The 24866-nt window shown below is 71.4% G+C and carries 23 protein-coding genes; 1 reads left to right on the top strand and 22 read right to left on the bottom strand.

The genetic code is table 11. The features are described from left to right. Positions 1–13: 13 nt before the first annotated feature. The 5 genes from B7K23_RS10515 to B7K23_RS10535 all read right to left on the bottom strand — a co-directional run bounded on the left by B7K23_RS10515 (position 14) and on the right by B7K23_RS10535 (position 7433). The gene (locus B7K23_RS10515; protein ID WP_084126536.1) at positions 14–565 is read right to left on the bottom strand and encodes a MarR family winged helix-turn-helix transcriptional regulator; all 552 of its coding nucleotides are present in this window, start codon (positions 563–565) and stop codon (positions 14–16) included. Between the two features lie 94 nt (positions 566–659). Continuing rightward, on the bottom strand, positions 660–1277 hold the full coding sequence (locus tag B7K23_RS15750) for a TetR/AcrR family transcriptional regulator (protein WP_159451387.1): 618 nt from the start codon (positions 1275–1277) through the stop codon (positions 660–662). Positions 1278–1279: 2 nt separating this feature from the next. Continuing rightward, positions 1280–2923 carry a glycoside hydrolase family 36 protein gene (locus B7K23_RS10525; protein ID WP_084126537.1) on the bottom strand — a complete coding sequence of 548 codons (1644 nt, stop codon included), beginning with the start codon at positions 2921–2923 and terminating at the stop codon, positions 1280–1282. Further along, positions 2920–6090 (bottom strand): glycoside hydrolase family 2 TIM barrel-domain containing protein, encoded by a 3171-nt coding sequence (locus B7K23_RS10530; RefSeq protein WP_084126538.1) that lies wholly within the window; start codon positions 6088–6090, stop codon positions 2920–2922. The genes B7K23_RS10525 and B7K23_RS10530 overlap by 4 nt, the downstream gene beginning before the upstream one ends. Then, entirely contained in the window at positions 6087–7433 is a 1347-nt protein-coding gene (locus B7K23_RS10535) for a glycoside-pentoside-hexuronide (GPH):cation symporter (protein WP_159451388.1), read from the bottom strand. The genes B7K23_RS10530 and B7K23_RS10535 overlap by 4 nt, the downstream gene beginning before the upstream one ends. Before the next feature lie 359 nt (positions 7434–7792). On the opposite strand from B7K23_RS10535, the gene B7K23_RS10540 reads away from it, so the two are divergent. Next, entirely contained in the window at positions 7793–8128 is a 336-nt protein-coding gene (locus B7K23_RS10540; protein ID WP_084126540.1) for an RNA polymerase-binding protein RbpA, read from the top strand. 110 nt (positions 8129–8238) lie between these two features. Here the strand turns inward: B7K23_RS10540 and B7K23_RS10545 are convergent, their stop codons facing one another. The 17 genes from B7K23_RS10545 to fmt form a co-directional block, all read right to left on the bottom strand. Further along, positions 8239–8994 carry a polyprenol monophosphomannose synthase gene (locus tag B7K23_RS10545; protein ID WP_084126541.1) on the bottom strand — a complete coding sequence of 252 codons (756 nt, stop codon included), beginning with the start codon at positions 8992–8994 and terminating at the stop codon, positions 8239–8241. Then, entirely contained in the window at positions 8988–10529 is a 1542-nt protein-coding gene (gene lnt / locus B7K23_RS10550; RefSeq protein ID WP_143338240.1) for an apolipoprotein N-acyltransferase, read from the bottom strand. The genes B7K23_RS10545 and lnt overlap by 7 nt, the downstream gene beginning before the upstream one ends. 23 nt (positions 10530–10552) lie before the next feature. Further along, a complete protein-coding gene (locus B7K23_RS10555) occupies positions 10553–13285 on the bottom strand; it encodes an RNA helicase (RefSeq protein ID WP_084126543.1) in 2733 nt (910 codons plus the stop codon). A 9-nt stretch (positions 13286–13294) separates the two neighbouring features. Further along, on the bottom strand, positions 13295–14230 hold the full coding sequence (locus B7K23_RS10560) for a diacylglycerol kinase family protein (protein ID WP_084126544.1): 936 nt from the start codon (positions 14228–14230) through the stop codon (positions 13295–13297). Beyond that, positions 14227–15033, bottom strand: a complete 807-nt coding sequence (tatC, locus tag B7K23_RS10565; protein WP_234996500.1) for a twin-arginine translocase subunit TatC — start codon at positions 15031–15033, stop codon at positions 14227–14229. The genes B7K23_RS10560 and tatC overlap by 4 nt, the downstream gene beginning before the upstream one ends. Continuing rightward, positions 15023–15235, bottom strand: a complete 213-nt coding sequence (gene tatA, locus B7K23_RS10570) for a Sec-independent protein translocase subunit TatA (RefSeq protein ID WP_084126546.1) — start codon at positions 15233–15235, stop codon at positions 15023–15025. The genes tatC and tatA overlap by 11 nt, the downstream gene beginning before the upstream one ends. Before the next feature lie 48 nt (positions 15236–15283). Further along, positions 15284–16201: a YafY family protein gene (locus B7K23_RS10575; RefSeq protein WP_159451389.1), complete on the bottom strand. Its 918-nt coding sequence runs from the start codon at positions 16199–16201 to the stop codon at positions 15284–15286. Next, on the bottom strand, positions 16194–17168 hold the full coding sequence (locus B7K23_RS10580) for a YafY family protein (protein ID WP_084126548.1): 975 nt from the start codon (positions 17166–17168) through the stop codon (positions 16194–16196). The genes B7K23_RS10575 and B7K23_RS10580 overlap by 8 nt, the downstream gene beginning before the upstream one ends. Before the next feature lie 24 nt (positions 17169–17192). Further along, positions 17193–18035 carry an ATP phosphoribosyltransferase gene (hisG, locus tag B7K23_RS10585; RefSeq protein ID WP_084126549.1) on the bottom strand — a complete coding sequence of 281 codons (843 nt, stop codon included), beginning with the start codon at positions 18033–18035 and terminating at the stop codon, positions 17193–17195. Between the two features lie 11 nt (positions 18036–18046). Continuing rightward, positions 18047–18310: a phosphoribosyl-ATP diphosphatase gene (locus B7K23_RS10590; protein ID WP_084126550.1), complete on the bottom strand. Its 264-nt coding sequence runs from the start codon at positions 18308–18310 to the stop codon at positions 18047–18049. A gap of 62 nt (positions 18311–18372) precedes the next feature. Beyond that, on the bottom strand, positions 18373–18837 hold the full coding sequence (gene ribH, locus B7K23_RS10595; RefSeq protein WP_084126551.1) for a 6,7-dimethyl-8-ribityllumazine synthase: 465 nt from the start codon (positions 18835–18837) through the stop codon (positions 18373–18375). Further along, positions 18834–20075, bottom strand: coding sequence for a 3,4-dihydroxy-2-butanone-4-phosphate synthase (ribB, locus tag B7K23_RS10600; RefSeq protein WP_084126552.1), 1242 nt, complete (start codon positions 20073–20075; stop codon positions 18834–18836). Before ribB ends, ribH begins: the two co-directional genes overlap by 4 nt. Next, complete coding sequence (locus B7K23_RS10605) at positions 20072–20665, bottom strand: riboflavin synthase (RefSeq protein WP_084126553.1); 594 nt, start codon at positions 20663–20665, stop codon at positions 20072–20074. The genes ribB and B7K23_RS10605 overlap by 4 nt, the downstream gene beginning before the upstream one ends. Then, complete coding sequence (gene ribD / locus B7K23_RS10610) at positions 20665–21702, bottom strand: bifunctional diaminohydroxyphosphoribosylaminopyrimidine deaminase/5-amino-6-(5-phosphoribosylamino)uracil reductase RibD (RefSeq protein WP_375730885.1); 1038 nt, start codon at positions 21700–21702, stop codon at positions 20665–20667. The genes B7K23_RS10605 and ribD overlap by 1 nt, the downstream gene beginning before the upstream one ends. Continuing rightward, complete coding sequence (gene rpe / locus B7K23_RS10615; protein ID WP_084126555.1) at positions 21692–22360, bottom strand: ribulose-phosphate 3-epimerase; 669 nt, start codon at positions 22358–22360, stop codon at positions 21692–21694. The genes ribD and rpe overlap by 11 nt, the downstream gene beginning before the upstream one ends. Positions 22361–22390: 30 nt before the next feature. After that, on the bottom strand, positions 22391–23926 hold the full coding sequence (locus B7K23_RS10620) for an RsmB/NOP family class I SAM-dependent RNA methyltransferase (RefSeq protein WP_084126556.1): 1536 nt from the start codon (positions 23924–23926) through the stop codon (positions 22391–22393). Then, positions 23923–24858 (bottom strand): methionyl-tRNA formyltransferase, encoded by a 936-nt coding sequence (gene fmt / locus B7K23_RS10625; RefSeq protein ID WP_084126557.1) that lies wholly within the window; start codon positions 24856–24858, stop codon positions 23923–23925. Before fmt ends, B7K23_RS10620 begins: the two co-directional genes overlap by 4 nt. Positions 24859–24866 lie beyond the last annotated feature (8 nt).

The raw sequence follows: 24866 nt of genomic DNA on the forward strand, positions 1-24866 counted from the left end.
CGCTGGCGGCCTGTCACGCCTCGTCGCTCCGCAGCGTCGGCGGCTCGTCCCTGAGCAGCTGCCCCAGCGACTCGAGCCCCGACCGCAGCGCGTCGCGTGCGTCGGGCTCGAGCATGTCCAGCGCGCGTCGCTGTCCGTCGAGCATCGCGTCGAGCCCTTCAAGACACGCTTCGTGACCAGCGTCAGTGAGGGCGACCCAGACGATGCGCTTGTCCCTGTCGTCGCGCACGCGCCTTACGTAGCCGCGACGTTCGAGCCTGCCGATGCGGTGCGTCGTCGTGCCCGACGTGATGAGCGTGAGCCGCTCGATATCGCCCGCGGTAAGCCTGTGAGGCGTTCCCTGACGCGTGAGCGCCTCAAGCACCTCGAGCTCCCAGGGCTGCAGGTCGTGCGCCGCCAGCACGCGCTCGTTCATGACCGACACGAGCCGTGCGTACCGGCTCAGCCGGCCGAAGATCTCGAGCGCCTCCGTGTCGAGGCCCGGCCGTTCGCGGTGCCACTCGGCGACGAAGGCATCGATCGCGTCGTCCGAGGCGAACTGCTCATCCGCGTCGTGCCCGCTCATGGTGCCTCCCGCATCGTCCCCGTGGCGTCGCCGTGTCGCCCCACCACACGCCTTCACGCACTATCTTGAGATAAAGATATACCAGGTATTCTTCCTATTCGATGATCAAGGCCGCCGCATACAGCCTGCTGAGCTCGGTCAGCATCCTCCGCGGCTCCACCGACTGCTCCTGTGCAAGCCTGTCACCGAAGCCGTACACCCGCTGTGCGAGGCCGAGGTACGCGTTGGTCAGCGTCGAGGCCGTGACCTCCGGCGAGTCCGCAAGCCGCAGGGTGCCGTCCTGCTCCCCCAGGCGCAGCACGTCCACGAGGGGTCTCAGCAATGCACGGATCGCCGCCTGGAACTGTGCGCTGAGGTCGCTGTCCTCCCCGCCGCCGAGCTGCACGTCGAAGACCTGGGTGAAGCGCACCTCGTCGGCGTGGTCGTCGATGAGTCCCTCGATGTCCGCAAGGGCGCTCCCCAGCCGCGCGGCCGCGGTGCCGGACCAGCGCGCGCTCAGGCCCTCGAGCAGCACTCCCCAGCGCTCGAGGAGATCCACCTCGACGGCCAACGCGACATGATCGCGCGTCGGGAAGTAGCGATAGACGGTCCGGCGCGTGACGCCGCATTCATCCGCGATGTCGTCGATCATGACCTGGTCGAAGCCGCGCTCGAGGAACAGCGCCCGCGCGGCGTCGACGAGCTCCTGCCGTCGCCGCTCCCTGACGCCCATGGCTACTCCCTCTCGAGGACTCGCCCGGTCCTGTCTCCGAGCTCGAGCACGAACGGACCCTGGTCCGTCTGCATACGATCGATCATGCCCGACCGGGTATGCGCGACGATCCTCGCCGCTCCGGGCGGGTCCCAGGTCGCGAGCAGCGCCGTCGTCTCCGGGTCGTAGGTCGAGATGTCGTCGCTCACGAAGACGAGCGAGCCGAGCGTCGTGTTGACGGCGTGAAGAGTGCGCCTCTCGGCGTCGCTCAGACGCGTGTCCGTCGTGCGCAGGATGACGACGTCGGGATCGTTGCCGAACCACGTGCCGTCCATCCAGGCGCGCGCGATCGTGCTGCGCATCGACGACACGGTAGAGATCCGCTCCCGGTAGTGCATGCGGCGCTGTGCATGGTCCTCCCACTTCGCGGCGACATCGGCGCCGATGCGGCAGTACTCGACGAGCCCCGCCGCGCTCACGAGCGGCACTCCGCAGCCAAGAATCGCGGCGTCTCCCGCCCACGACCGGAGCAGCTCCATCGCCCGGCGCATGCGCTGCGCGCGCGTCATGCCCGGCCGGCCGTCCAACGCCGCTGCGTAGAGGAAGTCGAGCTTGAGCAGCCCGAAGCCCCACTCCCCCGTCGCCTCCGCGAAGACCCGCTCGAGGTAGGCGAGCACCTCGTCGTTGAAGAGGTCGAGCGCGTAGAACGTGCCCTTCCACCCGCCGTTCCATCCCGCGGGGACCCGCTTGCCGGAGGCATCGCGCAGCACCCAGTCGGGATGCTCGCGGAGGAGGTCGCTGTTGCCCGCCGCGACGAAGGGCGCGAGCCACAGTCCCGGCAGCATCCCGCGGTCCTTCGCGGCCTCTGCGAGGGGCGCGACGCCGTCGGGGAACCCCGGGGCGAAGTCGAGCCAGTCCCCCACGTGCGTCTGGAAGCCGTCGTCGATCTGGAACACGTCGAAGCGGATCTCCGACGCGCTCAGCGCATCGATCTCTCCGAGCAGCGAGTCCGCGTCGATGTCGCCGTAGTAGCGATACCAGCTGGTCCACCCGGTCACGGGCGGGGCCGGCCGAGGCGTCCAGCTCCTGCCCGCCCAGTCCCTGAGCAGGACGGGCGCCGAGCGGCCCGCGCGGGCCTCGAGCCACGCGACCCGGGCGGTCTCACCCGGCTCGATCCTCCATCCCGCCACGTCGACCACGACGCGCAGCCACTCTCCGTGCACCTCGAGGACGGCGAACGCCTCCGTCCCGATCCGCGAGCCCCACAGATGCGCGGCCTCGCCCCGCTGCACCGCGAGCACCTCGTGCGAGCACTCGGCATCGTGGTCCCGCTGGTCCGGAGCGATCCCGTGGTCGCCCATCTGCTCGAGCTTCCACAGCCGACCGAGTCGGTTCAGCCGCTTGCGGCACGTGGCGAGGGGTCGCACCTCGGACTGGGACCAGCTCTGATAGCCGTTGAGCCACGCGAGATCGCCCTCCCTCACGTCGGCGGGGACCTCGAGGACCAGGTGATCCAACTCGAGACCCTCGGGGCCCGCCGTCACGTCGATCCACAGCTCGCCGTCACCGGCGTCGAAGCCCCGCGAGCCGACGCGCACCCGTCCGTCGTCGTCCGCGAGGGGCCGTGCGACCCCTGCCTCGCGCACTCCCAGCGTCCACGCGGTCATCCCTCACTCCTCTCGGTCGGCGCAGCATCGGCTGTCAGCGCAGCATCGGCGATCGCCTCAGCACTCTCGATCAGCCACTCCGTGCGCCAGCGCCTGCCGGGCTCGAGCACACCCTCGGGTTGCAGCCGAGCCTCCCCCGGCTTGTCGCCGCCGACGCCGCACTGCGCGACATCGAGGCACAACGTCGCGGGTCCGTCGTCCGGCAGCTGATCCGCGTACCGCGCGGCGGCAAGCTCGGCCTGCGTGTACGGCCGCACGGAGGCCTCGAACGGCTCGCCGTCGAGGCGCGTCAACCTCAGCCCGCCGCGGTCGCCGCGCAGCTCGAGGCGCTCGAGGTCCGCACGGTTGCCGTTCTCCTGAGGATGCGGATAGGCGTGCGGCATCTCACCGACCGATGCCTGCCACGCGCCGAGCGCCGACCCGGTGCGCCGGTCGCGGTGATTCTCTCCCGGCCCCCTGCCGAGCCAGTGCACGCGGCGCAGCCCCTCGTCCAGGGTCGCGGTCAGCCCGAGCCGCATGAGAGGACGGCGCGACACGGCCTCGAGGGACAGGCGCACGCCGCCCTCGGCCCCGGTGAGGGTGAGCCTCACGTCGGCGCCACGCACGCGCCAGGCAAGGGAGACCGCATTCGAGCCCACGACGGACCTCACGCGGGCGCGGCCGACCGCGCGGCGCCATCGCGCCTCCTCCGAGACGAGGTCGAGCACGGGCGCGAAGTTCGCCAGGCCCCGGTCGTTGTCCGTGGGCGCGCGCCACAGGTTGAGCGCGAGCGGCGTCGCGAGGTGCTCGCTCCCGCCGAGCACGAGCGAGTCGATCGCGCCGCTGCGCAGATCCACGACCACGCGGTCGTCGCCGCGCACGAGAGCGGCCCTGGAGCCCGACCGCCGCACCGACCACGAGCGGTCCGTCGCGGCCGTGACGACCGTGCGCGCGAGCGTGAACTGCTCCCAGGCGACCACGTGCCCGGACTCGGCCCACGTCGAGCCCTCGCGCAGGTGCAGCGCGGCCGTGAGCGTCCACAGTCCCGGTCCGTCGACGGGAGACGCCGGGATCGCGAAGGTGCGGGCCTCCGCCGGCGCCACCGTCGCATCGTCCGCGTGGCCCTTGGCCACGGCGACGCCGTCGCGCTCCACGCGCCACCGCAGCACGAGCCCCGACAGATCGTCGAAGGCGTGCCTGTTGGTGACTCGCACCCCGTCGGGAGTACGCGCGATTACCACGTGTTGGTAGACCTTCGCGAGCTCCGTGTACGCGGGATGGGGCGTGCGATCGGCCGCGACGATGCCGTTGGCGCAGAACCATCGATCGGTGGGCCGCTCGCCGAACGCGCCGCCGTACGCACGCCGCGTACGGCCGTCGTGAAGGGGCACCTCGATCGTCTGATCGACCCAGTCCCACACGAAGCCGCCAGCCCACCGGTCGTAGCGGTGGAAGTTCTCCACGTGCGCGGCCGCGTTGCCGAAGCTGTTCTCCATCGCGTGGAGGTACTCGCATGCGATGACGGGTCGGCCCGCGTACTGCGCGGCAGTGAAGCCCTTGGTGTCGGCGGCCAGCGCGTTCATGACGCGCTCGAGGGGGCCGACGGTGATGTCGCGGCCCTCGCCGATCGTCTCCTCGAGCTGCGGGTCGGGGTACATGAGGGACATCACGTCGGAGGTCTCGAGCGTCGTGTCGCCCTCGTAGTGGACGGGCCGACTCGCGTCGAGCGCGAGCACCGCGCGCTTCGCCTCGTGGAAGGCCTCGCCGTCGCCGGCCTCGTTGCCGAGCGACCACATGATCACGCTCGGATGGCTGCGTGAGCGCCGCACCATGGCCTCGACGCGCGCGACGACCGACGGACGCCATTCGGGTCCGTCACCGGGGATGCCTCGGCGCCGCACGCCGTGCGACTCCACCTCGGCCTCATCCATGACATACAGCCCGTGCTCGTCGCACAGGCGGTAGACCTGGTCGGGGTTCGGGTAGTGGGACAGGCGCAGCGCGTTGACGTTCGCCCGCTTCATCAGGACGATGTCGCGCTCGCGGACCTCGTCCGGCACGTCCCAGATTCGCGTCGGGTGGAAGTCGTGGCGGTTGACACCGTGGAGCACGACCGCGCGGCCGTTGACCCTCAGCTCCTCCCCCACGATCTCGACCCGCCGGAAGCCGACCCGCAGCCGACGCACGTCCACCTCACCGTCGGCCGAGGTCGTGGTCACCGTGAGGTCGTGGAGGTGCGGCCGCTCGGCGCTCCACGGGGCGACCTCGAGACCCGTGGCGGCCAGGGTCGTGGCAGCGAGAGTGAGTCCTCCGTCGTCGGACGACGTGCCGGTGGCGATCACGGCGCGGGCGATCTCGGCCCCGTCGAGCTCGACGACGCACTCGCCGTCCCCGCCGAGGGTCTCGATCGCGATCGATCCGAGCCCGCTCGCGGGGTCCAGGTCTGTCGTGACCGCAACGTCCCACGGCGCGTGTGCGGGCTCGGCCTCGAGCCACACGTCGCGCGTGATGCCTGAGAGGAACCACATGTCCTGGTCCTCGAGGAAGGTGCCTGTCGAGTACCGATGCACCACGACCACGACTGCGAGCTCTCCGCCGGGCACAGCGACGTCCGTGAGATCGAAGGTGGCCCCTGTCATCGAGCCCTCCGAGTAGCCGAACAGGCGACCGTCCACGAAGAGATGGAAGGCGGACTTCACGCCCTCGAAGCGCAGCGTGACGCGGCGCCCGCCCCACTCTGACGGGACCCTCACGGCCCGGCGATAGATGCCTGTGGGCGTGTCCTGGGGATCGATCGTGCCGAGCCTGCGGCCGCGCGCTCGGATCGCCGGCGGGAACCTGAAGGCCAGGTAGTACGGCGTGCCATAGCCCGCGAGCTCCCACACTCCGGGGACCTCGATCCGGTCCCAACCGTCGCCGGCCCCGGCGAGCGCAGCATCGTCCCTCCGCGCCGAGCCGAACAGCGCATCGTCCACGTCCGCCTCGGCCCACGTCGGCGACCACCGGAAGTCCCACGTGCCACGCAGGGACACTCGCTCGCACGTGTCCTCCTTCCGCCGCTCGGCGCGCTGCGTGAGCCTGCCGTAGCCGACGACCCGAGGATCGTCGACGTCGGCGCGCATCCTCGTGACGTCAAGATGTCTGGGCGCAACTCTCTCGCCCGCGCCATGCTCGCTGTGCACGCTCATGAGACCGCCTCGGGCTCGGCGTCGCGCGCCTCGAGCTCCGCGACGATCGCGGCGTGGCGCCCCTCGTCCAGGCGGTACCAGAGCAGCGGCACGAGGGCGAGGATGCCGACAATGCCAGGGATGATCGTCATGGTGGAGTGCAGCCCGTCGAGGGTCGCGACGCTCTGGTCCTGGTTCGCGACGTAGCCGAAGGCCGCGAGCAGGGCGAGCGCGAACGACGCGCCCACGCCCGACGACACCTTGGTCTTGAAGATGTTGCTCGAGAACACGAGGCCCTCGGTGCGTCGGCCAGTCCTCCACTGCCCATACTCGACGGTGTCGGTGAGCATCGACACGAGCGAGATGTTGGTGATGCCGTAGCCGAGACCCGTGATCGCGATCCAGCCGATGATCGGAGTGAGCGAGCCGTAGCCGTTCAGCCACGCGCCGACCGAGGACGCCGACGTGATCGCGATCCCGACGAACACCGCGTTGCGCTTGCCCCAACGGCCGGCGAGCACGGGGCTCAGCAGCGAGCCCGCGAGCGTCGTCACGGCGAACACGCCGACGAGCATGGGGACCATGTCCGCGGCGTCGTAGTTGTACGTGAGGTAGTAGACCGGGATGATGTTGCGCATCGTGAAGGCCACCTCGGTGAGGAACATCGCTCCGAGCAGCAGCAGCAGCGGCTTGTTCTGGACGAACAGACGCCCCATCTCCGGGAGGCTGTAGCGGTGTGACGCGGGCGCCTCGGCCCGCTCCTTGACCTTCGCGAACGTGACCCAGGTGAGCGCCATGGCCGTCACCGCGTACAGCACCGCGACGATCTGCCAGCCCTGCCGCTCGCCACTGAAGGAGAACAGCGCGACGAGCGGCAGCGTGATGATGTTGACCCCGATGTAGCCGACGTTCGCAAGAGTGCGCGGCACCATGACGAGCGACGTGCGGTCGCGCGCGTCGGACGTGAGCGCGGCCGACATCGACCAGTACGGCACGTCCATCACGGTGAACGACAGGCCCCACAGGAGGTAGCTCACGTACGCGAGGACCAGCGTCGCCGTGGTGTTCAGGGACGGGATCGAGAACGCGAGGATGGTGAGCACCGCGAGCACCGGAGGCGTGAACAGCAGGTAGGGCCGGAAGCGACCCCAGCGGGTGTGCGTGCGGTCGACGATCATGCCCATCACGGGGTCCGCGGTCGCGTCGACGATGCGCACCACGAAGAACAGGACCGACGCGGAAGCGGCCGCGATCCCGACCACCTCCGTGTAGTACACGGCCAGGTACGTGGCGACGAACCCGTACACGATGTTGTTGCCCAGGCTCCCCCACCCGTAGGCCAGCTTGGTCCTCCAGCCGATCATCGTCGCACTCCCTCTCTGGCGCTTCGTCGCGCTCATGTGGCGACCACGGTGTCACCTCGTGACGAAAATAGCACACGTGTGACATTTTCTGGACAAGGCGGCGGAGCTGGGTCGACCGGAGGGTCCGCGCTTCGCGTCCGAGGGCCCTTGCGCGGCGCCGCCCCCTGCCGCACCGCCGCCCGTGCGAGCACGTCGGAGAGCCTCGCGCAGGCGCACTCGTCTCGCCGCGCGGGGCCCGGCGCGTTCTGACACGATGGAAGTGGCGGCACGGAGCGACAGTCTCGTGGAACATCGGGCCGGTCGCGTTCGTTGCTGCTGTGAGCAGGCATCATCCCCGTCTGCTGGAGAGGGAGGCTGACATGGCCGATCGTGCACTACGAGGAATGCGACTGGGCACCCAGTCGCTCGAGTCCATCGAGAACGCCGAGCTCGCGGCACGCCGCGAGGTTCACTACGACTGCCCCAACGGGCACGTCCTCACGTTCCCCTTCTCCGTGGAGGCCGACGTGCCGCTGTCCTGGGAGTGCCACTGCGGCTCCCTCGCGCTCCTGCGCGACGGCGACCAGCCCGAGGCCAAGGAGGAGAAGACGGCACGCACCCACTGGGACATGCTCCTGGAGCGCCGCACGATCCCCGAGCTCGAGGTGCTCCTCGAGGAGCGGCTGGAGTACCTGCGCAGCATGCGCGCCAGCTGAGCCGCGACTTCACCGACGTTCGAGAGGCGTCCGCCATCACGGCGGGCGCCTCTCGTCATGTCGGCGGATACAGGGCCGTACAGCGACGACGCCTCAGCCGGGACGATGCGTCAGTCGGCCGATGCTCGGCGCTCCCGACGCTCGGCGCCGGAGACCTGACGCCACCTGCGCGTGAAGCCCCACGCCGTGGTCTTGAGCAGCGCCTCGCGGATGATCGCGCCGCTCATCTTCGACTGCCCCTGAGCCCGCTCGACGAACTCGATCGGCACCTCCACGACGGTGCCGCCAGCCTGAAGCACATGCCAGCACATGTCGATCTGGAAGCAGTAGCCCTGCGACTCGACCGTGTCGAGGTGGAGCCGTCGCAGGATGTCGGCGCTGTAGGCGCGGAATCCCGCGGTGGCGTCGCGCACGTGGATCCCGAGTGCGAGGCGCACGTAGGTGTTCGCGCCCGTCGACAGCATCTCGCGCCGCTTCGGCCAGTTCTTGACCGATCCCCCGGGAACCCAGCGCGAGCCGATCACGAGGTCGGCGTCGGGCGTGCGGGCCAGCAGCCGCGGGAGGTCGGAGGCCTGGTGCGAGCCGTCCGCATCCATCTCGACGAGCACGTCGTAGCCGCGCTCGAGGCCCCACGCGAATCCCGCGCGGTACGCGACGCCAAGCCCCTGCTTGCCTGGCCGGTGCAGGACATGCAGCCGGGGATCGACCGCGGCCACCGAGTCGGCCCACTCCCCCGTCCCGTCGGGAGACGCATCGTCCACGACCAGGATGTCGACGTCCGGCGCGTGCCCGCGCACCCCTTCCACCTGCACGGGCAGCGACTCACGCTCGTTGTAGGTGGGGATGATGACGAGCGTCCTCACCATTCGTAGCGCTCCTTCAGCCTGCGAGACACCGCGCTCACCGTGAGGCCAGCGGCGCCCAGGAAGATCGCCCACGCGATCCAGCCGCCGAAGCGCACGGCGGGCGTGATCTCGGAGCGCAGGCCCACGGACGCGAGCATGTTCGCCGCGGTGAAGAGCTCGGTCTCCTGGAGGACCCTGCCGTCCGGCGCGATGATCGCGGACACGCCGACCGTGGAGTCCTGGATCGTGTAGCGGCCGGTCTCGATCGCCTTGATCCGCGACATCTGCAGCTGCTGGGTGCTCTCCGCAGTGTCGCCGAAGGTCGCGTTGTTGGTCTGGACCACGAGCAGCTCGCCGCCCTCGGCGATCGCCTCGCGCACCACATCGTCGACCGCGACCTCGAAGCAGATCACGGTGCCGAGTGTGAGCACGCGCTCGAGCGAGGGGATCGCGACCTGCATGATCGCGGGGTCCTCGCCGGCGAGCATGTCGACGGACACCCGGTCCACGTCCTCGGAGAACAGGCGCGCGAAGGACCGCATCGGGATGTACTCCGCGAACGGCACGGGCCGCTGCTTGACGTACATGTCGAGCACCGTGCCGCTCTGGGACCACAGCAGCGACGTGTTGTAGCGGCCCTCGTCGGAGGTCGTGTAGTCGACGGTGCCCAGCAGCAGCGGAGCGCCGGCCGCCTGCGCGACGGAGGTCACGACCTCGGCCGACTCGTCGTCGGTGCGCGGGTCGATGTCCGCGGCGTTCTCGGGCCAGATCACGAGGTCGATGTCGAAGCCGTCCGCGTCCGCCACCTCGATCGCGACCATCGACTCGTCGCCATGGTTGTTCAGCACCTCGCGCGCCTGCGAGAACGAGTCCAGTCCCTCGTTGGGGACGTTTCCCTGGATCACCGCGACGTTGAGCTCTCCGTCGGTGTCCCGCGTGTCCAGCGGCACGAGGCCTCCGACGAGCACCACCGCGATGCCGAGGATCGGCGCGGTCGCGGCCTGGATCGGCCTGCGTCCCACGCCGCGCTCGACCGCGAGCCCGAGGTAGGCGCCCGCCAGGGCGACCGCGAAGCCGATCAGCGGCACCCCGCCGACCCACGCGAGGCGTGCGATCGGCGCGTCGGCCATCGCGAAGGCGACGCGCCCCCACGGGAAGCCGTCCCAGGGCACCCAGGCCCGCAGCTGCTCGAACCCCGCCCACAGCAGGGCGAACGCGAACGGTCCGGCGAACAGGCCCTTGCCGAGCATCCCGCTGCGTCGCACATGCGCCCACGCGGCGCCGAGCAGGCCCCACGCGAGGCCCTCGGCGATCGACAGCGCGGCCCACGGGACGACGCCCGTCGCGATGTAGGCCCACCACACGTGCGGCGCGAAGAACGCGACGCCGTACAGCCAGCCGAGTCCGAGACCGCCCCACGCGCCCGTGTCACGAAGCGCCCACCACAGGCCGCCGATCGACACGAAGGCGAGCGGCCACCAGCCCAGATCGGGGAACGCGGCGGCCATGGCCAGCCCGGACGCAACAGAGACGAGGATGTTCCATTGCGCTCTCACGCAGACAGCCTATGCGCGCGCGGTCAGTACGCGACCACGCCTCGCCGCATGGCCGTGATGGCGGTCCGCGCACGGTTCCGCAGCGTCTCCGTGGGCGCGACGTCGGCGATCTGGTCGAGCGCGTCGATCACCTGCTTGCACCAGCGCACCATGTCGCCAGGGGCGATGTCCGAGCCCGCGAGCACCGTGTCGAGGCTCTTGCCCTGCGTCCAGCCGTGGATAGGCCCGACGATTCCCCACGCGGGCGCGGGCAGCTCGCCGAGGCGATGCGACTCCTGGAGATCGGACACGCGCGACCACACCCGCACCGTCTCCTGAAGCGCGCGTCCGAGCGTGCCGTGCTGCCCTCCGGGGATGCGCGGCGTCCTGAGCTCGTCCTCGCGGCGCGCGTTGTAGATCAGCGTCGACACCGCCGCGGCGAGCGCGGGGGCCTGCAGCTCGTTCCATGCGCCCGTGCGCAGGCACTCCGCGATGACCAGGTCGTTCTCGGAGTACAGGCGGCGCATCATCTCGCCCTCGCTGGAGACCTCCCACTGCGCGGACTCGCGCACGAGGTAGCCGAGCTCCGCGAGCACGTCGCAGCGGCGGTCGAACACTCGCGCGATCGAGCCTGTCGCCCGCTGGATCTCCCCGACCACGCGGTCCTTGTCCCGCATCGTCCTGAAGTAGCGCTCGGCCCACCGCGCGTGGTCCTCGCGCTCGGGGCACGCGTGGCACGGGTGGCCCTGCATCCGCTGGCGCAGCCGCGTGATCTCGGCGTCCGGAGTGTGCGGGGCCGCAGACTGTCCCTTGCGGCTCGGGGCCTCGAAGGTGCCCTTGGCCTGCTCGATGACCTGCCCGAGCTCGCGGCGCTGACGCGCATTGAGGTGGTCGAAGCGACGCGGCACCTTGATCGCACCGACGACGTCCAGGCCGTGGTGCAGCTCGTTCACCGCGAGGCGGTACTGGCGGCCCGCGTCGGTCACGACGACGGGTCGGGGCTGGTCGACGCGATCGTCCGGCACGACGACGACCGCGACACCCGCGCGCCGTCCCCCGCCGATCCGGATCGCGTCGCCGCGCTTGAGGCCCGCGAGCGTCTCCGCGGTCGCCTCGCGCTTCTTGCGGCTCGCGACCTTGCTCTGTCCCTTCTGGAGGCGGTTCAGGTCGTGGCGCAGCTTGGCGTACTCCATGAAGTCGCCCCGGTCGCACTCGACGGCCTCGCCGTAGCCCTCGAGGGTCCGCTCGAGCTCCTGCGCGCGCCGCGCCTTGCCCACGACCGACTGGTCGGCCTGGAACTGCGCGAACGACATCTCGAGCACCTCGCGCGCTCGCTCCGCTCCGACGGTGTGCACCAGGTTGACGGCCATGTTGTACGACGGCTGGAACGAGCTCATGAGCGGATACGTGCGCCTCGACGCGAGGGAGCCGAGCTGACGCACGTCGAGACCGGGATGCTCGACGACCACCGCGTGACCCTCGACGTCGATGCCGCGCCGGCCCGCGCGGCCCGTGAGCTGCGTGTACTCGCCCGCGGTCAGGTCCTTGTGGCCCTGGCCGTCCCACTTGACGAGCTTCTCGAGCACGACCGAGCGCGCGGGCATGTTGATGCCGAGCGCGAGCGTCTCGGTCGCGTAGACGACCTTGATGAGCCCCCGACGGAACAGCTCCTCGACGATCTCCTTGAACAGCGGGATCATCCCCGCGTGGTGCGCGGCGATGCCCGCCTCGAGGTGGTCGCGCCAGTGCAGGAAGCCGAGCGCGCCAAGATCCTCGGACGGCACTCCCCCGACGCGCTCCTCGATCACCGCGGCGATCTCGTCGCGCTCCTCATCCGTCGTGAGCGTCAGGCCCGAGGCGCGGACCTGGTCCACGGCGTCCTCGCATCCCGCGCGCGAGAAGACGAACACGATCGCGGGCAGCAGACCCTGCCTGTCGAGCTGATCGACGACGGCGAAGCGCGGCGGGCTGCGACGGGCCCTCCCCCGGCGCCCGCCGACCACATGCTTGCCTCGCGGCCCCTCGGCGTGCGCGTGACGGCGCAGGATCGCCTCGACCTCGGGGTTGATGCGGGGGTTCGGCCCGGGCTCCTGGGCGTTGACTCCCGGGGCGTAGAGATCGAACATCCCCTCGCGGATGAGGACGTGCGGCCACAGCGGAACGGGACGATGCTCGCTCACCACGATCTTGGTGTCGCCCCTGACCTCGGACAGCCACGCGCCGAACTCCTCGGCGTTCGAGACTGTGGCGGACAGCGCGATGACGGACGTCATCTGGTCGAGGTGGATGATCACCTCCTCCCACACCGAGCCGCGGAACCGGTCCGCGAGGTAGTGGACCTCGTCGAGGACGACGACGCCGAGCCGGTCGAGGGTCGAGGACCCCGCGTAGATCATGTTGCGGACCACCTCGGTGGTCATCACGACGATGTCCGCCTCGGGGTTGACCGAGGTGTCACCAGTCAGCAGGCCGACCGCCGAGTCGCCGTAGACCGCGCGAAGGTCCTGGTACTTCTGGTTCGACAGGGCCTTGATCGGCGTCGTGTAGAACGCCTTGAGGCCGTTGTCGTACGCGTGCCGGATCGCGTACTCGCCCACGAGCGTCTTGCCCGCGCCGGTGGGTGCCGCGACCAGCACGGACCGCCCCTCGGCGACGGCCTCGCATGCCTCGCGCTGGAACGGGTCGAGGGGGAAGGACAGGGACTCCTCGAACTCGACGAGGTCGCGGTGGCGGTTCCTGCGTCGGGAGGCGGCATAGCGTTCCGCCGGTGTCGTCATGCCTTCAGGCTACCGAGGGCGCGCGCCCAGGACCCGCAGTCCGCGCGGGACGACGCGCACCGTGACGGGGCCGCCACCGACGAGCTCGCCGTCGGCGAAGGCCGGCGGCAGGGGACGACCGGCGCCGGGATCGTGGGAGATCGTCACCTCGCGCGCCTGGACGATGCGCACCCTGGGATCGCTGAGGTGCTCGCCCTTGCCGAGCGCCCGGAACAGCGGCAGGATCTCGCGGGGCGTCAGCCCGTCGGCGACGACGAGCTCCAGCTCCCCATCCAAGAACGACGAGTCGGGCGACAGGGGCAGGCCCCCGCCGAACAGCGGTCCGTTCGCGACCGCGACGAGCGTGCAGGCCTGTGTCCAGGACGAGCCGTCCGCCTCGATCCGGACCCCGTAGGGCCGGAAGCGCGGGAGCTCCTGGAGGACCGCGAGTCGGTACTTGAGCGGGCCACGCGGCCAGGTCATCACGCGGGCGCGCGCGGCGACCGCAGCATCGATCCCGGCAGACGCGATCGCGAGCACGTAGCGGGGCGACGAGGGATGCTCGATCGCGGGTCCTGTCACGGCGGAGACGTCGATGGCGGGGGCATCGCCCACGCGAAGCGCCTCGTCGATCGCGGCGACGGAGGCATTCACGTCGTGGGCGGGAAGGCCCCACGCCGCCGCGAGGTCGTTGCCCGAGCCGACAGCGATGACGCCGAGCGGGAGCGGATGCTCGGAGCATGCCTGCGCACCGAGGTGCACGGTCCCGTCTCCGCCGACGACCACGAGCGCGTCGAGGCTGTCCCGGTGCCTCAGCGCGTTGTCGAGCGACGCGGCCCAGGACCCCGCGGTGAGGTCGCGCAGGCGGTGCCCGCGCGCGGCGAGCGCCGCGAGGGCCTCGGTGCCGGCCCTGGCGCCGCGTCCGGACCCGGAGGTCGGGTTGGTGATGACGCCGAGCGAGCTCACAGGCCCGCCTCCGACTCCTCGTCCGCCTCGGAGGCCTTCTTGCGTGCGCGCTGGCGCTCGCGCAGGTAGCCCACGCCGATCGCGACGAAGTACAGCACGGTCATGGGCGCCGCGAGCATGAGCATCGTGATCGCGTCCGGCGTCGGCGTCAGCATCGCCGCGGCGAGCGCGATGATGAGGATCGCCCAGCGCCAGCCGCGTGCCCACACGCGCGCGGGCACGACGCGCGCCCACGTGAGGGCGACCATGAGCACGGGGAACACGAACGCGAGCCCGAACGCGAGCAGGAGCCGCATCGCGAAGGTCAGGTACATCTGCGCGTCGAGGACGTTGGCCGCCCCCTCGGGGGTGAATCCCACGAGGATCGTGACGGCCTGGGGCAGCACGAACCATGCGACAGAGATGCCGACGAAGAACAGGGGCACCGCCGCGGCCATGAAGCCGATCGTGTAGCGCCGCTCGACCTGGCGCATGCCGGGCGCGACGAAGGCCCACAGCTGATAGAGCCACCAGGGCGAGGAGATGATGATGCCCAGGATCACCGCGACCTTGAGCTGCATGTCCAATGCGGACGCGAGGCCGCCGAAGTTGACGGTCACGAGCGCGTCGTCGCGCGCCGCCAGCTCGAGAACGGGCGCCTGAACCGCCTCGTAGACCGGGGTGTAGAGGAACCAGCCCGCGACGGCGCCGACGATGATGCCGATGGCCGCGCGAGTGATGCGCTTGCGCAGCTCGACCAGGTGGTCGCGCAGCGCCATGCGCGCATCGGGGTTCGCCTTGCGGGCGGCCCTCCTACTCGCCACGCTTGTCGCCGTCGGCGGCGTCGGTTCCCTTGCTCGTGGAGTCCGTGGCAGAGTCGTCCGAGGTCAGCGACCTGGTCTCGTCCTTGAGGATGCGCATCGACTTGCCGAGCGAGCGAGCGAACTCAGGAAGCTTGGGCGCCCCGAAGAGAATGAGCACGATCAATCCGATGATGATCCACTCTCTGGCTCCGAAACTGCCCATGATCTCTCCTTCGCTCGTTGCCCGCTCAGTGTACCGGCGCGTCAGACCCTAAAGGTTCTGCGCTGAGAGAACGGCCTCGGCATGCCGAGCGACCGCCTCGGCGAGCACGACGGGCTCGACAGACCGCAGCGCCGGACCCACCGCGAGCAGCCGGCCGGCTGCCCAGTCGGCGTCGGACACCGAGAAGGTCGCGACGATGTCGTCGCCCGCGTCCTCGATGCGCGCGTCGGGGAAGTCCTCGAACGCCCACCGGGCGCTCCGGCCCGCCCGCACGCGTGCCTCGAGCCTCGGCTCGAGCGAGAAGCCGAGCCCCTGCGCCGGCTGGGTGACCACCGCATCGTCCGAGACCTCGGCCGAGACGATGCGGTCGAGGCGCAGGGTCCGATGGTCGCCGGCGCGACGGCACCAGCACTCGACGTAGCCCAGGCCCTCGATCGTGACGAGGCGGTGAGGCTCGATCACGCGCTCGGTGCGGTTGTCGTGGGAGTCGACGTACACGATCCGCACGGCCCGTCCCGTCGCGAGTCCGTCACGGACACCCTGGATGCGCGCGCGGTCCACCTCGGTCGACGGCAGCACCTCCATGGGCGCGGCGGAGATCGCGTCGCGCAGCTTGGCGAGCGCGGTCGCGGCGGCATCGGGAGCGGCACCGGACGCGACGAGCGTCCCGAGCGAGCCCAGCAGCGCGACCGCCTCGCGGGGGCTGAGCTTCACCTGCGTGAGGCCCTGGGCGTCGCGCAGCCGCGCGATGCGCCCGTCGAGCGCGTCGCCGTCGAAGTCGACGAACTCGTCGCTCAGGCCTCCCGGCTTGCCCGTCATGAACAGCAGCCAGACGTCCTTGCTGATCTGCTCGGGCGTGACGCCGAACCTCTCGGCGAGCTCGTCGAAGGTCGCCTCGCCCTGATGCTGGAGCAGCGACAGGATGGACAGCATCCTGGTGACCTGCTGGATCGCCTTCTCAGCCACGGCACACCTCCAGAGCGGCGCGCGCGTGCTCCGCGACCTGAGCCGCAAGCTCCTGGGGCTCGACGACGCGCGCGGCGCCGCCGAGGGCGAGCACCTCCTCGCGCATCGCATCCGCGTGGCGGTAGTGGACGCGGATGAGGTCCCAGTCCCCCTCCGCGCCGATCTGCGTGCCGCGCGCGCGCAGCGCGTGCGCGGTCTCGGGCCGGGCCGCGATCACCGCGGTGCCTCCCTGCTGCGGAGAGAAGGCCTCGGGCCAGGTCGCCGGGAGCTCGTAGGCGTCCTTCTCCCCCGTGGCCGCGACGTCGCCCTGGATGCGCGAGAGCCGGAACGTCCTGGGCGCGTCGCGCACCGTGTCGTAGCCCTGGAAGTAGTACGCGCCCCCGCGGGTCAGCAGGCGCCACGGCTGCACGGAGCGCTCGGTGAGCCCCGAGGTCGCGGACGAGTAGTCGAAGACGACCCGCCTGCGGTCCTCGATCGCCTCGAGCAGCGCGGCGACGGCTGCGCCCGCGGCGCTCGAGCGGCCCGCGGACAGCACCGGTGCGGCCTCTCCCGCGAGGGTCCCGGAGGAGACCTTCGTGAGGGCCTGGCGCGCATCGTCGCCCAGGGTCGCGTCCTCCCAATAGGCGGTCGCGATCGACAGCACCGCGACCTCGGGCGGCGTGAGGTCGAGCACGGGGAAGGCCGCGTCCGTCGCGTCGATCCGATAGCCGAGCACGGTGCCGTGCGCGTCCTGGACCGTGAGCAGCGGGATCCCGAGGTGGCGAAGCGCGTCCTTGTCGCGCTCGAACATGCGCTCGAAGGACGCGTCCGCCTTCTTGAGCTCCGCGTCCGAGGCACCCGCCGGTACCCGCGTGTAGCCCTCGACCGTGTCTCGGATCGCCTCGCGGCTCATGCTGCGACGGCTGTCGGTGAGGGCCACCAGCAGGTTGAGAAGACGCGCGGTCGGCGTCGTCTGTGCGGCTGCCATGTTCCCCCTCGGCGACGTGTCGGGCTAGACCCGCACCGCCAGCAGCTCGGTGGTGATGATGGCTCGGGCACCGACAGCGTAGAGCTGGTCCATGATGTGGTTCATCTCGACACGCGGGATCATCACTCGCACGGCGGAGCCGTCCGAGCCGTGCAGGGGCGAGACCGTAGGGCCCTCGAAGCCGGGGGTGACGGCGAGCGCGTCCGCGAGCCTGTCGGCAGCGACGTCGTAGTCGACCATCACGTACTGACGTGCCATGAGGACGCCGCGCAGGCGACCGACGAGCACGGCGATCTCGTCGTCCGTCGTGTCGGGACCCTTGATGAGGATCGCCTCGGACTTCAGGATCGGGTCGCCGAAGATCTCGAGGCCCGCGGCGCGCAGCGTCGTGCCGGTCGAGACGACGTCGGCGACGACGTCGGCCACGCCCAGGCGCACCGACGACTCGACCGCACCGTCGAGGCGGACCACGTCGGCCTCGACGCCGAACGACTTGAGGTGGTGCTTCACGAGGCGCGGGTAGGACGTCGCGACGCGCTTGCCGTGGACGTCCTCGACCGAGCCGGCGACGCCGGGGGCCGCGGCATAGCGGAACGTCGAGCCGCCGAAGCCGAGCTCGAGGTGCTCGACCGCGGGCGCACCGGAGTCGAGAAGGAGGTCGCGGCCCGTGATGCCGGCCTGGACGGTGCCGGAGCCGACGTAGACGGCCACGTCGCGCGGCCGCAGGAAGAAGAACTCGACGTCGTTGCGGGCGTCGACCAGCACGAGCTCACGGGTGTCCCGGCGCTGCTTGTAGCCGGCCTCCTTGAGGAGCTGGGATGCGGGCTCGGACAGCGAGCCCTTGTTGGGAACGGCGATGCGAAGCACTGTTTCTCCGATTACAGGTAGCGGTAGACGTCCTGGAGGGACAGGCCCTTGGCGATCATCATCACCTGCGCGTGATAGAGCAGCTGAGAGATCTCCTCGGCGGTCTCCTCGTCCGACTGGAACTCGGCGGCCATCCACGACTCGGCGGCCTCCTCGACGAGCTTCTTGCCGATGGCATGGACGCCCTTGTCCAGGAGGGCGACGGTGCCAGAGCCCTCGGGGCGCTCGGCAGCACGGGTGCTCAACTCGGTGTACAGCTCTTCGAAGGTCTTCACGCGCTCCACCTTATCGGGGCTGAGGCGGGACCTGCGACAGCGGGTGACAGCCGGTGGTGGGGCTACAGCGTGCGCAGCGTCACGGCGGTCTGGAGAGCCGCCTCGACGGCCTCGGCGCCCTTGTCCTCCTCCGAGTCCGGCAGACCCGCGCGGTTCAGCGCCTGCTCCACGGTGTCGACCGTGAGGATGCCGAAGCCGACCGGAACGGCGTGCTCGCGAGCGACGTCCGTGAGGCCCTGCGTCACCGACTGGCACACGTACTCGAAGTGCGGCGTGCCTCCGCGGATGACGACTCCGAGGCTCGCGATCGCGTCCGCACCGCGCCGGGCGAGGGCCTCCGCGACGACCGTGAGCTCGAACGCTCCGGCGACACGGGTCACCCGATACGACGCGCCCGCCGCCTCGGCGGCCCGCACGGCGCCCGCGACGAGCCCGTCCATGATCTCGGTGTGCCACGAGGACGCGACGATCTCGACCGTGAGGCCCGTCCCGTCGACCGTGATCTCCGGTGCGCCGTCTCCGCTCATGCGTCCTCTCCCTGCAGGTGTCCCATCCGCTCGACCTTGGTCTGGCGGTAGAACTCGTTCTCCGGGTGCGCGCCCACGTGATGCGGCACCCTCTCCACGCACGCGATGCCGGAGGCTCGCAGCCCCTCGACCTTCGCGGGGTTGTTGGTCATCAGGCGGATCTCGCTCAGCCCCAGGTCGTGCAGGATCGCCGCCGCGGCGCCGTACTCGCGCCGGTCGACGGGCAGCCCCAGGTCGGTGTTCGCGTCGACCGTGTCCCGTCCCTGGTCCTGAAGGCCGTACGCCTTGATCTTGGACAGGATGCCGATGCCGCGACCCTCGTGCCCCGTGAGGTACACGACCGCGCCGCCCTCCTCGACGATGCGCGCGATGGCGGAGTCGAGCTGGGGTCCGCAGTCGCAGCGCAGCGAGCCGAAGGCGTCGCCGGTGAGGCACTCGGAGTGCACGCGCACGATCGGCACGACTCCGTCCTTCGGCGGCACGACCATCGCCACGTGCTCGTCGCCGGTGCGGGCGTCGCGGTAGCCGCGGACGGTCACGTCGCCGTGGACGGTGGGCAGGCGCGCCTCGCCCTCGAGCAGCACGCGGTGCGGCTGCGGGCCGACCGGGGCCGCGAGGTCGCCGACGTGGCGCCGGTAGGCGATGAGGTCTGCGATGGTGAGGAAGACCAGGCCCTCCTTGTCGGCGAGGGCCGTCGCCGAGCCCTGCCGCATCATGGTGCCGTCGTCGTTCACGAGCTCGGCGATCACGCCCACGTGGGAGACGCCGGCGAGCCGGCACAGGTCGACCGCGGCCTCCGTGTGCCCGGGACGATGCAGCACTCCCCCGGCGACGGCGCGCAGGGGAAGCACGTGGCCGGGACGGATGAAGGCCTCGTGGCCCGCGTCCTCGTCCGCGAGCAGCTGAAGCGTGTGGTGGCGGTCCGCGGCGGAGATGCCCGTGGTGACGCCCTCCGCCGCGTCCACGGACACGGTGTAGGCGGTGCGGCGCGGGTCCTGGCTCTGCGGGACCATGAGCGGCAGCTTGAGCGCGTCCGCGCGGTCGCCGGTCATCGGGGCGCACAGGTAGCCCGACGAGTGCCGGATGCCCCACGCGATCCACTCGACCGTCGCGCGCTCGGCGGACATGATGAAGTCCGCCTCGTCCTCGCGGTCGTGCGAGTCGGCGACGAGGACGGGGCGCCCCGCGCGGATGTCCTCGAGCGCGCGCTCGACGAGCGCGACCATCTCGGCGGTCATGAGCGGGCTCCCAGCATCTTCTCGACGTACTTGCCGATCACGTCGACCTCGACGTTCGCGCGTGCGCCGACCTGCATGTCTCCGAAGCCCGTCTCCGCGAGCGTGGTCGGGATGAGCGAGACGGTCGCGAGGTCGCCCTCGAGGGCCGCGACCGTGAGCGACGTGCCGTTGAGCGCGATCGAGCCCTTCGCGACGACGTACCGCTCGAGGTCCGCCGGGATGCGGAAGGTGAGATCGGTCCACTCGGGCTGCGAGTCGCGCGCCACGAGCTCGGCGACGCCGTCGACGTGCCCCTGCATCATGTGACCGCCGAGTCGCCCATCGGCACGCATCGCGCGCTCGAGGTTGACGCGCTGACCGACCTTCAGGTCGGACAGGGTGGTGGTCTGAAGCGTGACGCGCATGACGTCCGCGTTCCAGGTGTCGCCCGAGTGGCTCGCGACCGTGAGGCACACGCCGTCCACGGCGATCGACTCGCCATGCACGAAGTCGCCGCCGAACCCCGGTGAGGAGATCGCGATCTGAGACTGGGCGCCGTTGTCGGTGACGGCCATGACCGTGCCGACCGACTCGACGATGCCGGTGAACATCAAGGTCCTTTCGTGAACACTGCTGTGACCAGGGTATCCGCGCCGAGGCGCGTCACGGTCACGTCCGACCCTCTCAACGCGTCGGTCATGGTGCCGATTCCCAGGTCGCCGACGGCGGTCGGACCGGCGCCGAGCAGCGCGGGCGCGATGTACGCGTGGACCTCGTCGACGAGGCCCGCGCGCAGGAACGCGGAGGTGACGATCGCTCCGCCCTCCACCATCAGGGTGCGCGCATCGCGCCGCCACAGCATGTCGAGCACCTGGGCAGGGTCGTGCGTCCGCGCCGCCAGCACGTTGTCGTCGCGCCACACCTTCGCGCCGGCCGTGTCCGCCATGCCCATGACGACCCGCAGCGGCTGGTGAGGCGTGTGCACGCCGGGCGGGCGTGCGCTGAGCGCAGGGTCGTCGGCACGCACCGTGCCGGTGCCCACGAGGATCGCGTCGACCGCGGCACGCGTGTGGTGGGCGTGGCCGCGGGCCTGCTCGCCCGTGATCCAGAAGCTCGAGCCGTCCGCGGCGGCGGTGCGCCCGTCGAGGGTCTGCGCCCACTTCGCGATCACGTACGGCCGGCCAAGCTCCATCGCGCGCAGCCAGCGAGAGTTCAGCTCTCGCGCCCCGGGATGCGGCACGAACTCGGCGTCGATGCCGCGGCCGCGCAGCACAGAGCCGCCTCCCGACGCCTCGGGGTTGGGATCCTCGACGGCGTAGATCACGCGGCCGACGCCCGCGACGGTCAGCGCATCCGCACACGGGCCAGTGCGCCCCGTGTGGGTACAGGGCTCGAGCGTGACATAGGCAGTCGCACCCGCCACATCGGCTCCCTCGGCTGCGGCCCTCTCCAGGGCGTCCGCCTCGGCGTGCGGGGTGCCCGCACCGCGATGCCAGCCCTCCGCAAGCACGCGGCCCTCGGCGTCCGTGAGCACGCAGCCGACACGGGGGTTCGGTCCCCACAGGGGCCCCTGCGCGGCAAGCAGCACGGCGCGGTCCATCGCCGCCTCATCGTCGAGACGTGCGTCCGGGGTCAGCTCATCGATGATCGGCGGCCTCCTGAGCGATGCGGCGCAGGGCGTCGATCTCCCCGGCGCGGTCGGCGGCGCCGTAGATCGCGGAGCCCGCGACGAGCATGTCGGCGCCCGCGGCCGCGACGATCGGCGCCGTCTCGCGCGTCACACCGCCGTCGACCTCGATCCGCAGCGGGTGCGCGGCCGCCGTGGCCGCCTCGCGCAGCGCGGTCACCTTCGGCATGGTGTGCTGCATGAACGACTGCCCGCCGAAGCCCGGCTCGACGGTCATCACGAGCACCATGTCGAACTCGACGAGCACGTCGAGCACCTGGTCGACCGGGGTGTCGGGCTTGATCGCGACCGAGGAGCGCGCGCCGAGGGCGCGCAGGTCGCGGGCGATCCTCACCGGCTCCGCCGCCGCCTCGAGGTGGAAGGTCACCGAGGTCGCTCCCGCCTCCGCGTAGCGCGGGGCCCAGCGATCGGGATCCTCGATCATCAGGTGGGCGTCCACCGGGAGGGGCGACACCTCGGCGAGGCGCTCGAGCACGGGCAGCCCGAGCGTGAGGTTCGGCACGAAGTGCCCGTCCATCACGTCGATGTGGACCCAGTCGGCGCCAGCGACGCTGGTGATCTCGGACTCGAGGTTGGCGAAGTCGGCCGACAGGATCGAAGGAGCGATCTCAATAGCCATAGGCACAACCTAGCGCGCGGAGGAACGGCCTCAGGACAGGCGCCGCTGGAGCAGCGCAAGGAACATGCTGTCGGTGCCGTGGACGTGGGTCCACAGCTGCACGTGCGGGCCGCGACCCCAATCGCCGGGACTCGTGCCCGTCGCGCTAGCGACCGCCTCACGCGCGTCCAGGACCTCCGCGCCGGCCGCCCTCGCGACGACGTCCCGCGTCTCCGCGAGCAGCGGGGAGCACGTGATGTAGGCGACCAGGCCGCCTGGCCTCACGAGGCGCAGCGCGTTGGCGAGGAGTCGCTCCTGGGCCTCCTGCAGGTCGGCGACATCTCGGGGCTCCTTGCGCCACCGAGCCTCCGGCCTGCGCCGCAGTGCGCCGAGCCCCGTGCACGGCGCGTCGAGCAGCACGCGGTCGTAGGCGGCCTCGTCGCCCCACGCGGTGCCGTCGCCGACCGCGACCGAGACGACGCCCTCGGGGATCGCCTTGACCGAGTCCTCGACTAGGCGCGCGCGGTGCGGATGGAGCTCGAGGGCGTCGAGCGTCGCCTTCCCGAGCGCGGCGTGGGCGCCGAGCAGGGCCGCCTTGCCTCCCGGTCCCGCGCACAGATCGAGCCACCGCTCCCCCTGCTCCACCGGACGCGCGGCGACGAGCGCGCTCGCGACCACCTGGCTGCCCTCGTCCTGGACGGCGGCGCGGCGCTCGCGGACGGCCTCGATCGCGCCAGGATCGCCGCCTCCGCTCAGCACGACCGCCGTCGGGGCGTAGCGCCCCGGCTCGGCTCCGGGCACCTCGTCGACAAGGGACGATGCGTCGGCCAGGCCTGGGCGGGCGACCAGGGCGACGCGCGCGGGCGAGTTGTCGGCCTCGAGCAGCTGGGCGAGCTCGGAGACCCGGCCGTCGGCCTCGAGCGCGGACGCGAGCTCCGAGGCGACCCAGGACGGGTGCGAGTGGCGCAGGGCCACCGCGTCGCGGGACTGGCCGGGAGCGACGCGCGCCTCCCATGCCTCCCGCGTGGCCTCGGAGACGCGGCGCAGGATCGCGTTGACGAACTTCGAGGGCCCCACGCCGAGCCGGGCTCGCGCGAGCGACACGGTCTCGCCCACGGCCGCGTGGTCTGCGACGCGCATGCCGAGGATCTGATGGGCTCCGAGCCACAGGACGCGGCGCGCGCCCGGGTCGATCTTGCTCACCGGACGCTGAGCCGCGTACGCGATCACCGCGTCGTAGAAGCCGTGCATGCGCAGCGCGCCGTACGCGAGCTCCGTGGCGAACGCCGCGTCACGTCCCCCGAGCCGGTGGTCCGCGAGGATGCGCGGCATCACGAGGTTCGCGTAGCCGCCCTCGGCGTCGACCGCCTCGACGCAGTCGAGCGCGGCCGCGCGTGCGGGGTCGCTGGGGGTCGGACGACGGTTCGATCCGCCGCGGCTCGGTGACCGATGGTTCGCGCCGCCGCGGTTGCCGGAGCCGCCGCGTCCGGCCCGCCCCTTGGCGGGGCCACGCCGAGCGCCGTCGCGACGGTTCGAGTCGCGTGGACCGCCGCCGCGCCCACGCTCTACCGATCCGTCGCCGCTCATGCCTCCCCCAGCGCTGCCGACTCGGGCAGACGCGCGCCGCGCCACCAGTCCCGCGCGGCCATCTGCTTGCGCCCCGCCGGCGCGATCCACGACAGCGCGACCGGATGTGTGCCGGTGCCGACGAGGACCTCCCCGTCGGCCTCCCTGAGCTGGCCTGGCACGGTCAACGGCTCGTCGAAGCGGGGCGAGACCGGGCCGATCTTCGCGACCTGACCGTCCGGCAGCGTCGTCCAGGCGCCGGGCGCGGGCGTGCAGCCGCGGACCTGACGGTCGACGACGTGCGCGGGCCGCTCCCACCGCACATAGGCGTCCTCGCGCGTGAGCTTGGGCGCGTGCGAGACGTCGTCGCCGCTCTGAGGCTCGGGCACGAGAGCGCCCGCCTCGAGGCCGGACATGGTCTGGGCGAGGAGGGGTGCGCCGGCCTGCGCGAGCCGGTCGAGCAGATCGCCCGCGGTGTCCGTGGGGCGGATCCGCTCGGTGAGGACCCCGAGCACGGGCCCGGTGTCCATGCCCCTGTCGAGCAGGAACGTCGTGGCTCCGGTGAGGTCGTCGCCCGCCATCAGGGATCGCTGCACCGGCGCGGCGCCACGCCATGCGGGCAGCACCGAGAAGTGCAGGTTCACCCAGCCGAGCTGCGTCGCCTCAAGCATCGCGGGCCGCAGGATCTGGCCGTACGCGACGACCGCGCCGGCGTCGGCGTCGAGCGCGCGCACCTGGGCGACGAACTCCGGGTCCGAGGCCTTCTCGGGCGTCAGCACGTCGAGTCCCTTGCCGAGCGCGAACTCCTTCACCGGCGACGGGTGGAGCGTACGGCCGCGTCGGCCCCTGGCGTCGGGCTGGGTGATCACGGCGACCACCTCGTGGTCCGAGGCGAGCAGCGCCTCCAGGCTGGGGACGGCGACGTCAGGGGTGCCGGCGAAGATCAGGCGCATGCGCCCAT

The sequence above is a fragment of the Demequina sp. NBRC 110054 genome (assembly GCF_002090115.1).
Classification (GTDB): domain Bacteria; phylum Actinomycetota; class Actinomycetes; order Actinomycetales; family Demequinaceae; genus Demequina.

What these genes read in the sequence shown, in the direction of transcription:
- B7K23_RS10515 (WP_084126536.1), bottom strand. Translation starts at nt 565, where the DNA reads ATGAGCGGGCACGACGCGGATGAGCAGTTCGCCTCGGACGACGCGATC.
- B7K23_RS15750 (WP_159451387.1), bottom strand. Translation starts at nt 1,277, where the DNA reads ATGGGCGTCAGGGAGCGGCGACGGCAGGAGCTCGTCGACGCCGCGCGG.
- B7K23_RS10525 (WP_084126537.1), bottom strand. Translation starts at nt 2,923, where the DNA reads ATGACCGCGTGGACGCTGGGAGTGCGCGAGGCAGGGGTCGCACGGCCC.
- B7K23_RS10530 (WP_084126538.1), bottom strand. Translation starts at nt 6,090, where the DNA reads ATGAGCGTGCACAGCGAGCATGGCGCGGGCGAGAGAGTTGCGCCCAGA.
- B7K23_RS10535 (WP_159451388.1), bottom strand. Translation starts at nt 7,433, where the DNA reads ATGATCGGCTGGAGGACCAAGCTGGCCTACGGGTGGGGGAGCCTGGGC.
- B7K23_RS10540 (WP_084126540.1), top strand. Translation starts at nt 7,793, where the DNA reads ATGGCCGATCGTGCACTACGAGGAATGCGACTGGGCACCCAGTCGCTC.
- B7K23_RS10545 (WP_084126541.1), bottom strand. Translation starts at nt 8,994, where the DNA reads ATGGTGAGGACGCTCGTCATCATCCCCACCTACAACGAGCGTGAGTCG.
- B7K23_RS10555 (WP_084126543.1), bottom strand. Translation starts at nt 13,285, where the DNA reads ATGACGACACCGGCGGAACGCTATGCCGCCTCCCGACGCAGGAACCGC.
- tatA (WP_084126546.1), bottom strand. Translation starts at nt 15,235, where the DNA reads ATGGGCAGTTTCGGAGCCAGAGAGTGGATCATCATCGGATTGATCGTG.
- B7K23_RS10580 (WP_084126548.1), bottom strand. Translation starts at nt 17,168, where the DNA reads ATGGCAGCCGCACAGACGACGCCGACCGCGCGTCTTCTCAACCTGCTG.
- ribH (WP_084126551.1), bottom strand. Translation starts at nt 18,837, where the DNA reads ATGAGCGGAGACGGCGCACCGGAGATCACGGTCGACGGGACGGGCCTC.
- ribB (WP_084126552.1), bottom strand. Translation starts at nt 20,075, where the DNA reads ATGACCGCCGAGATGGTCGCGCTCGTCGAGCGCGCGCTCGAGGACATC.
- B7K23_RS10605 (WP_084126553.1), bottom strand. Translation starts at nt 20,665, where the DNA reads ATGTTCACCGGCATCGTCGAGTCGGTCGGCACGGTCATGGCCGTCACC.
- rpe (WP_084126555.1), bottom strand. Translation starts at nt 22,360, where the DNA reads ATGGCTATTGAGATCGCTCCTTCGATCCTGTCGGCCGACTTCGCCAAC.
- B7K23_RS10620 (WP_084126556.1), bottom strand. Translation starts at nt 23,926, where the DNA reads ATGAGCGGCGACGGATCGGTAGAGCGTGGGCGCGGCGGCGGTCCACGC.
- fmt (WP_084126557.1), bottom strand. Translation starts at nt 24,858, where the DNA reads ATGCGCCTGATCTTCGCCGGCACCCCTGACGTCGCCGTCCCCAGCCTG.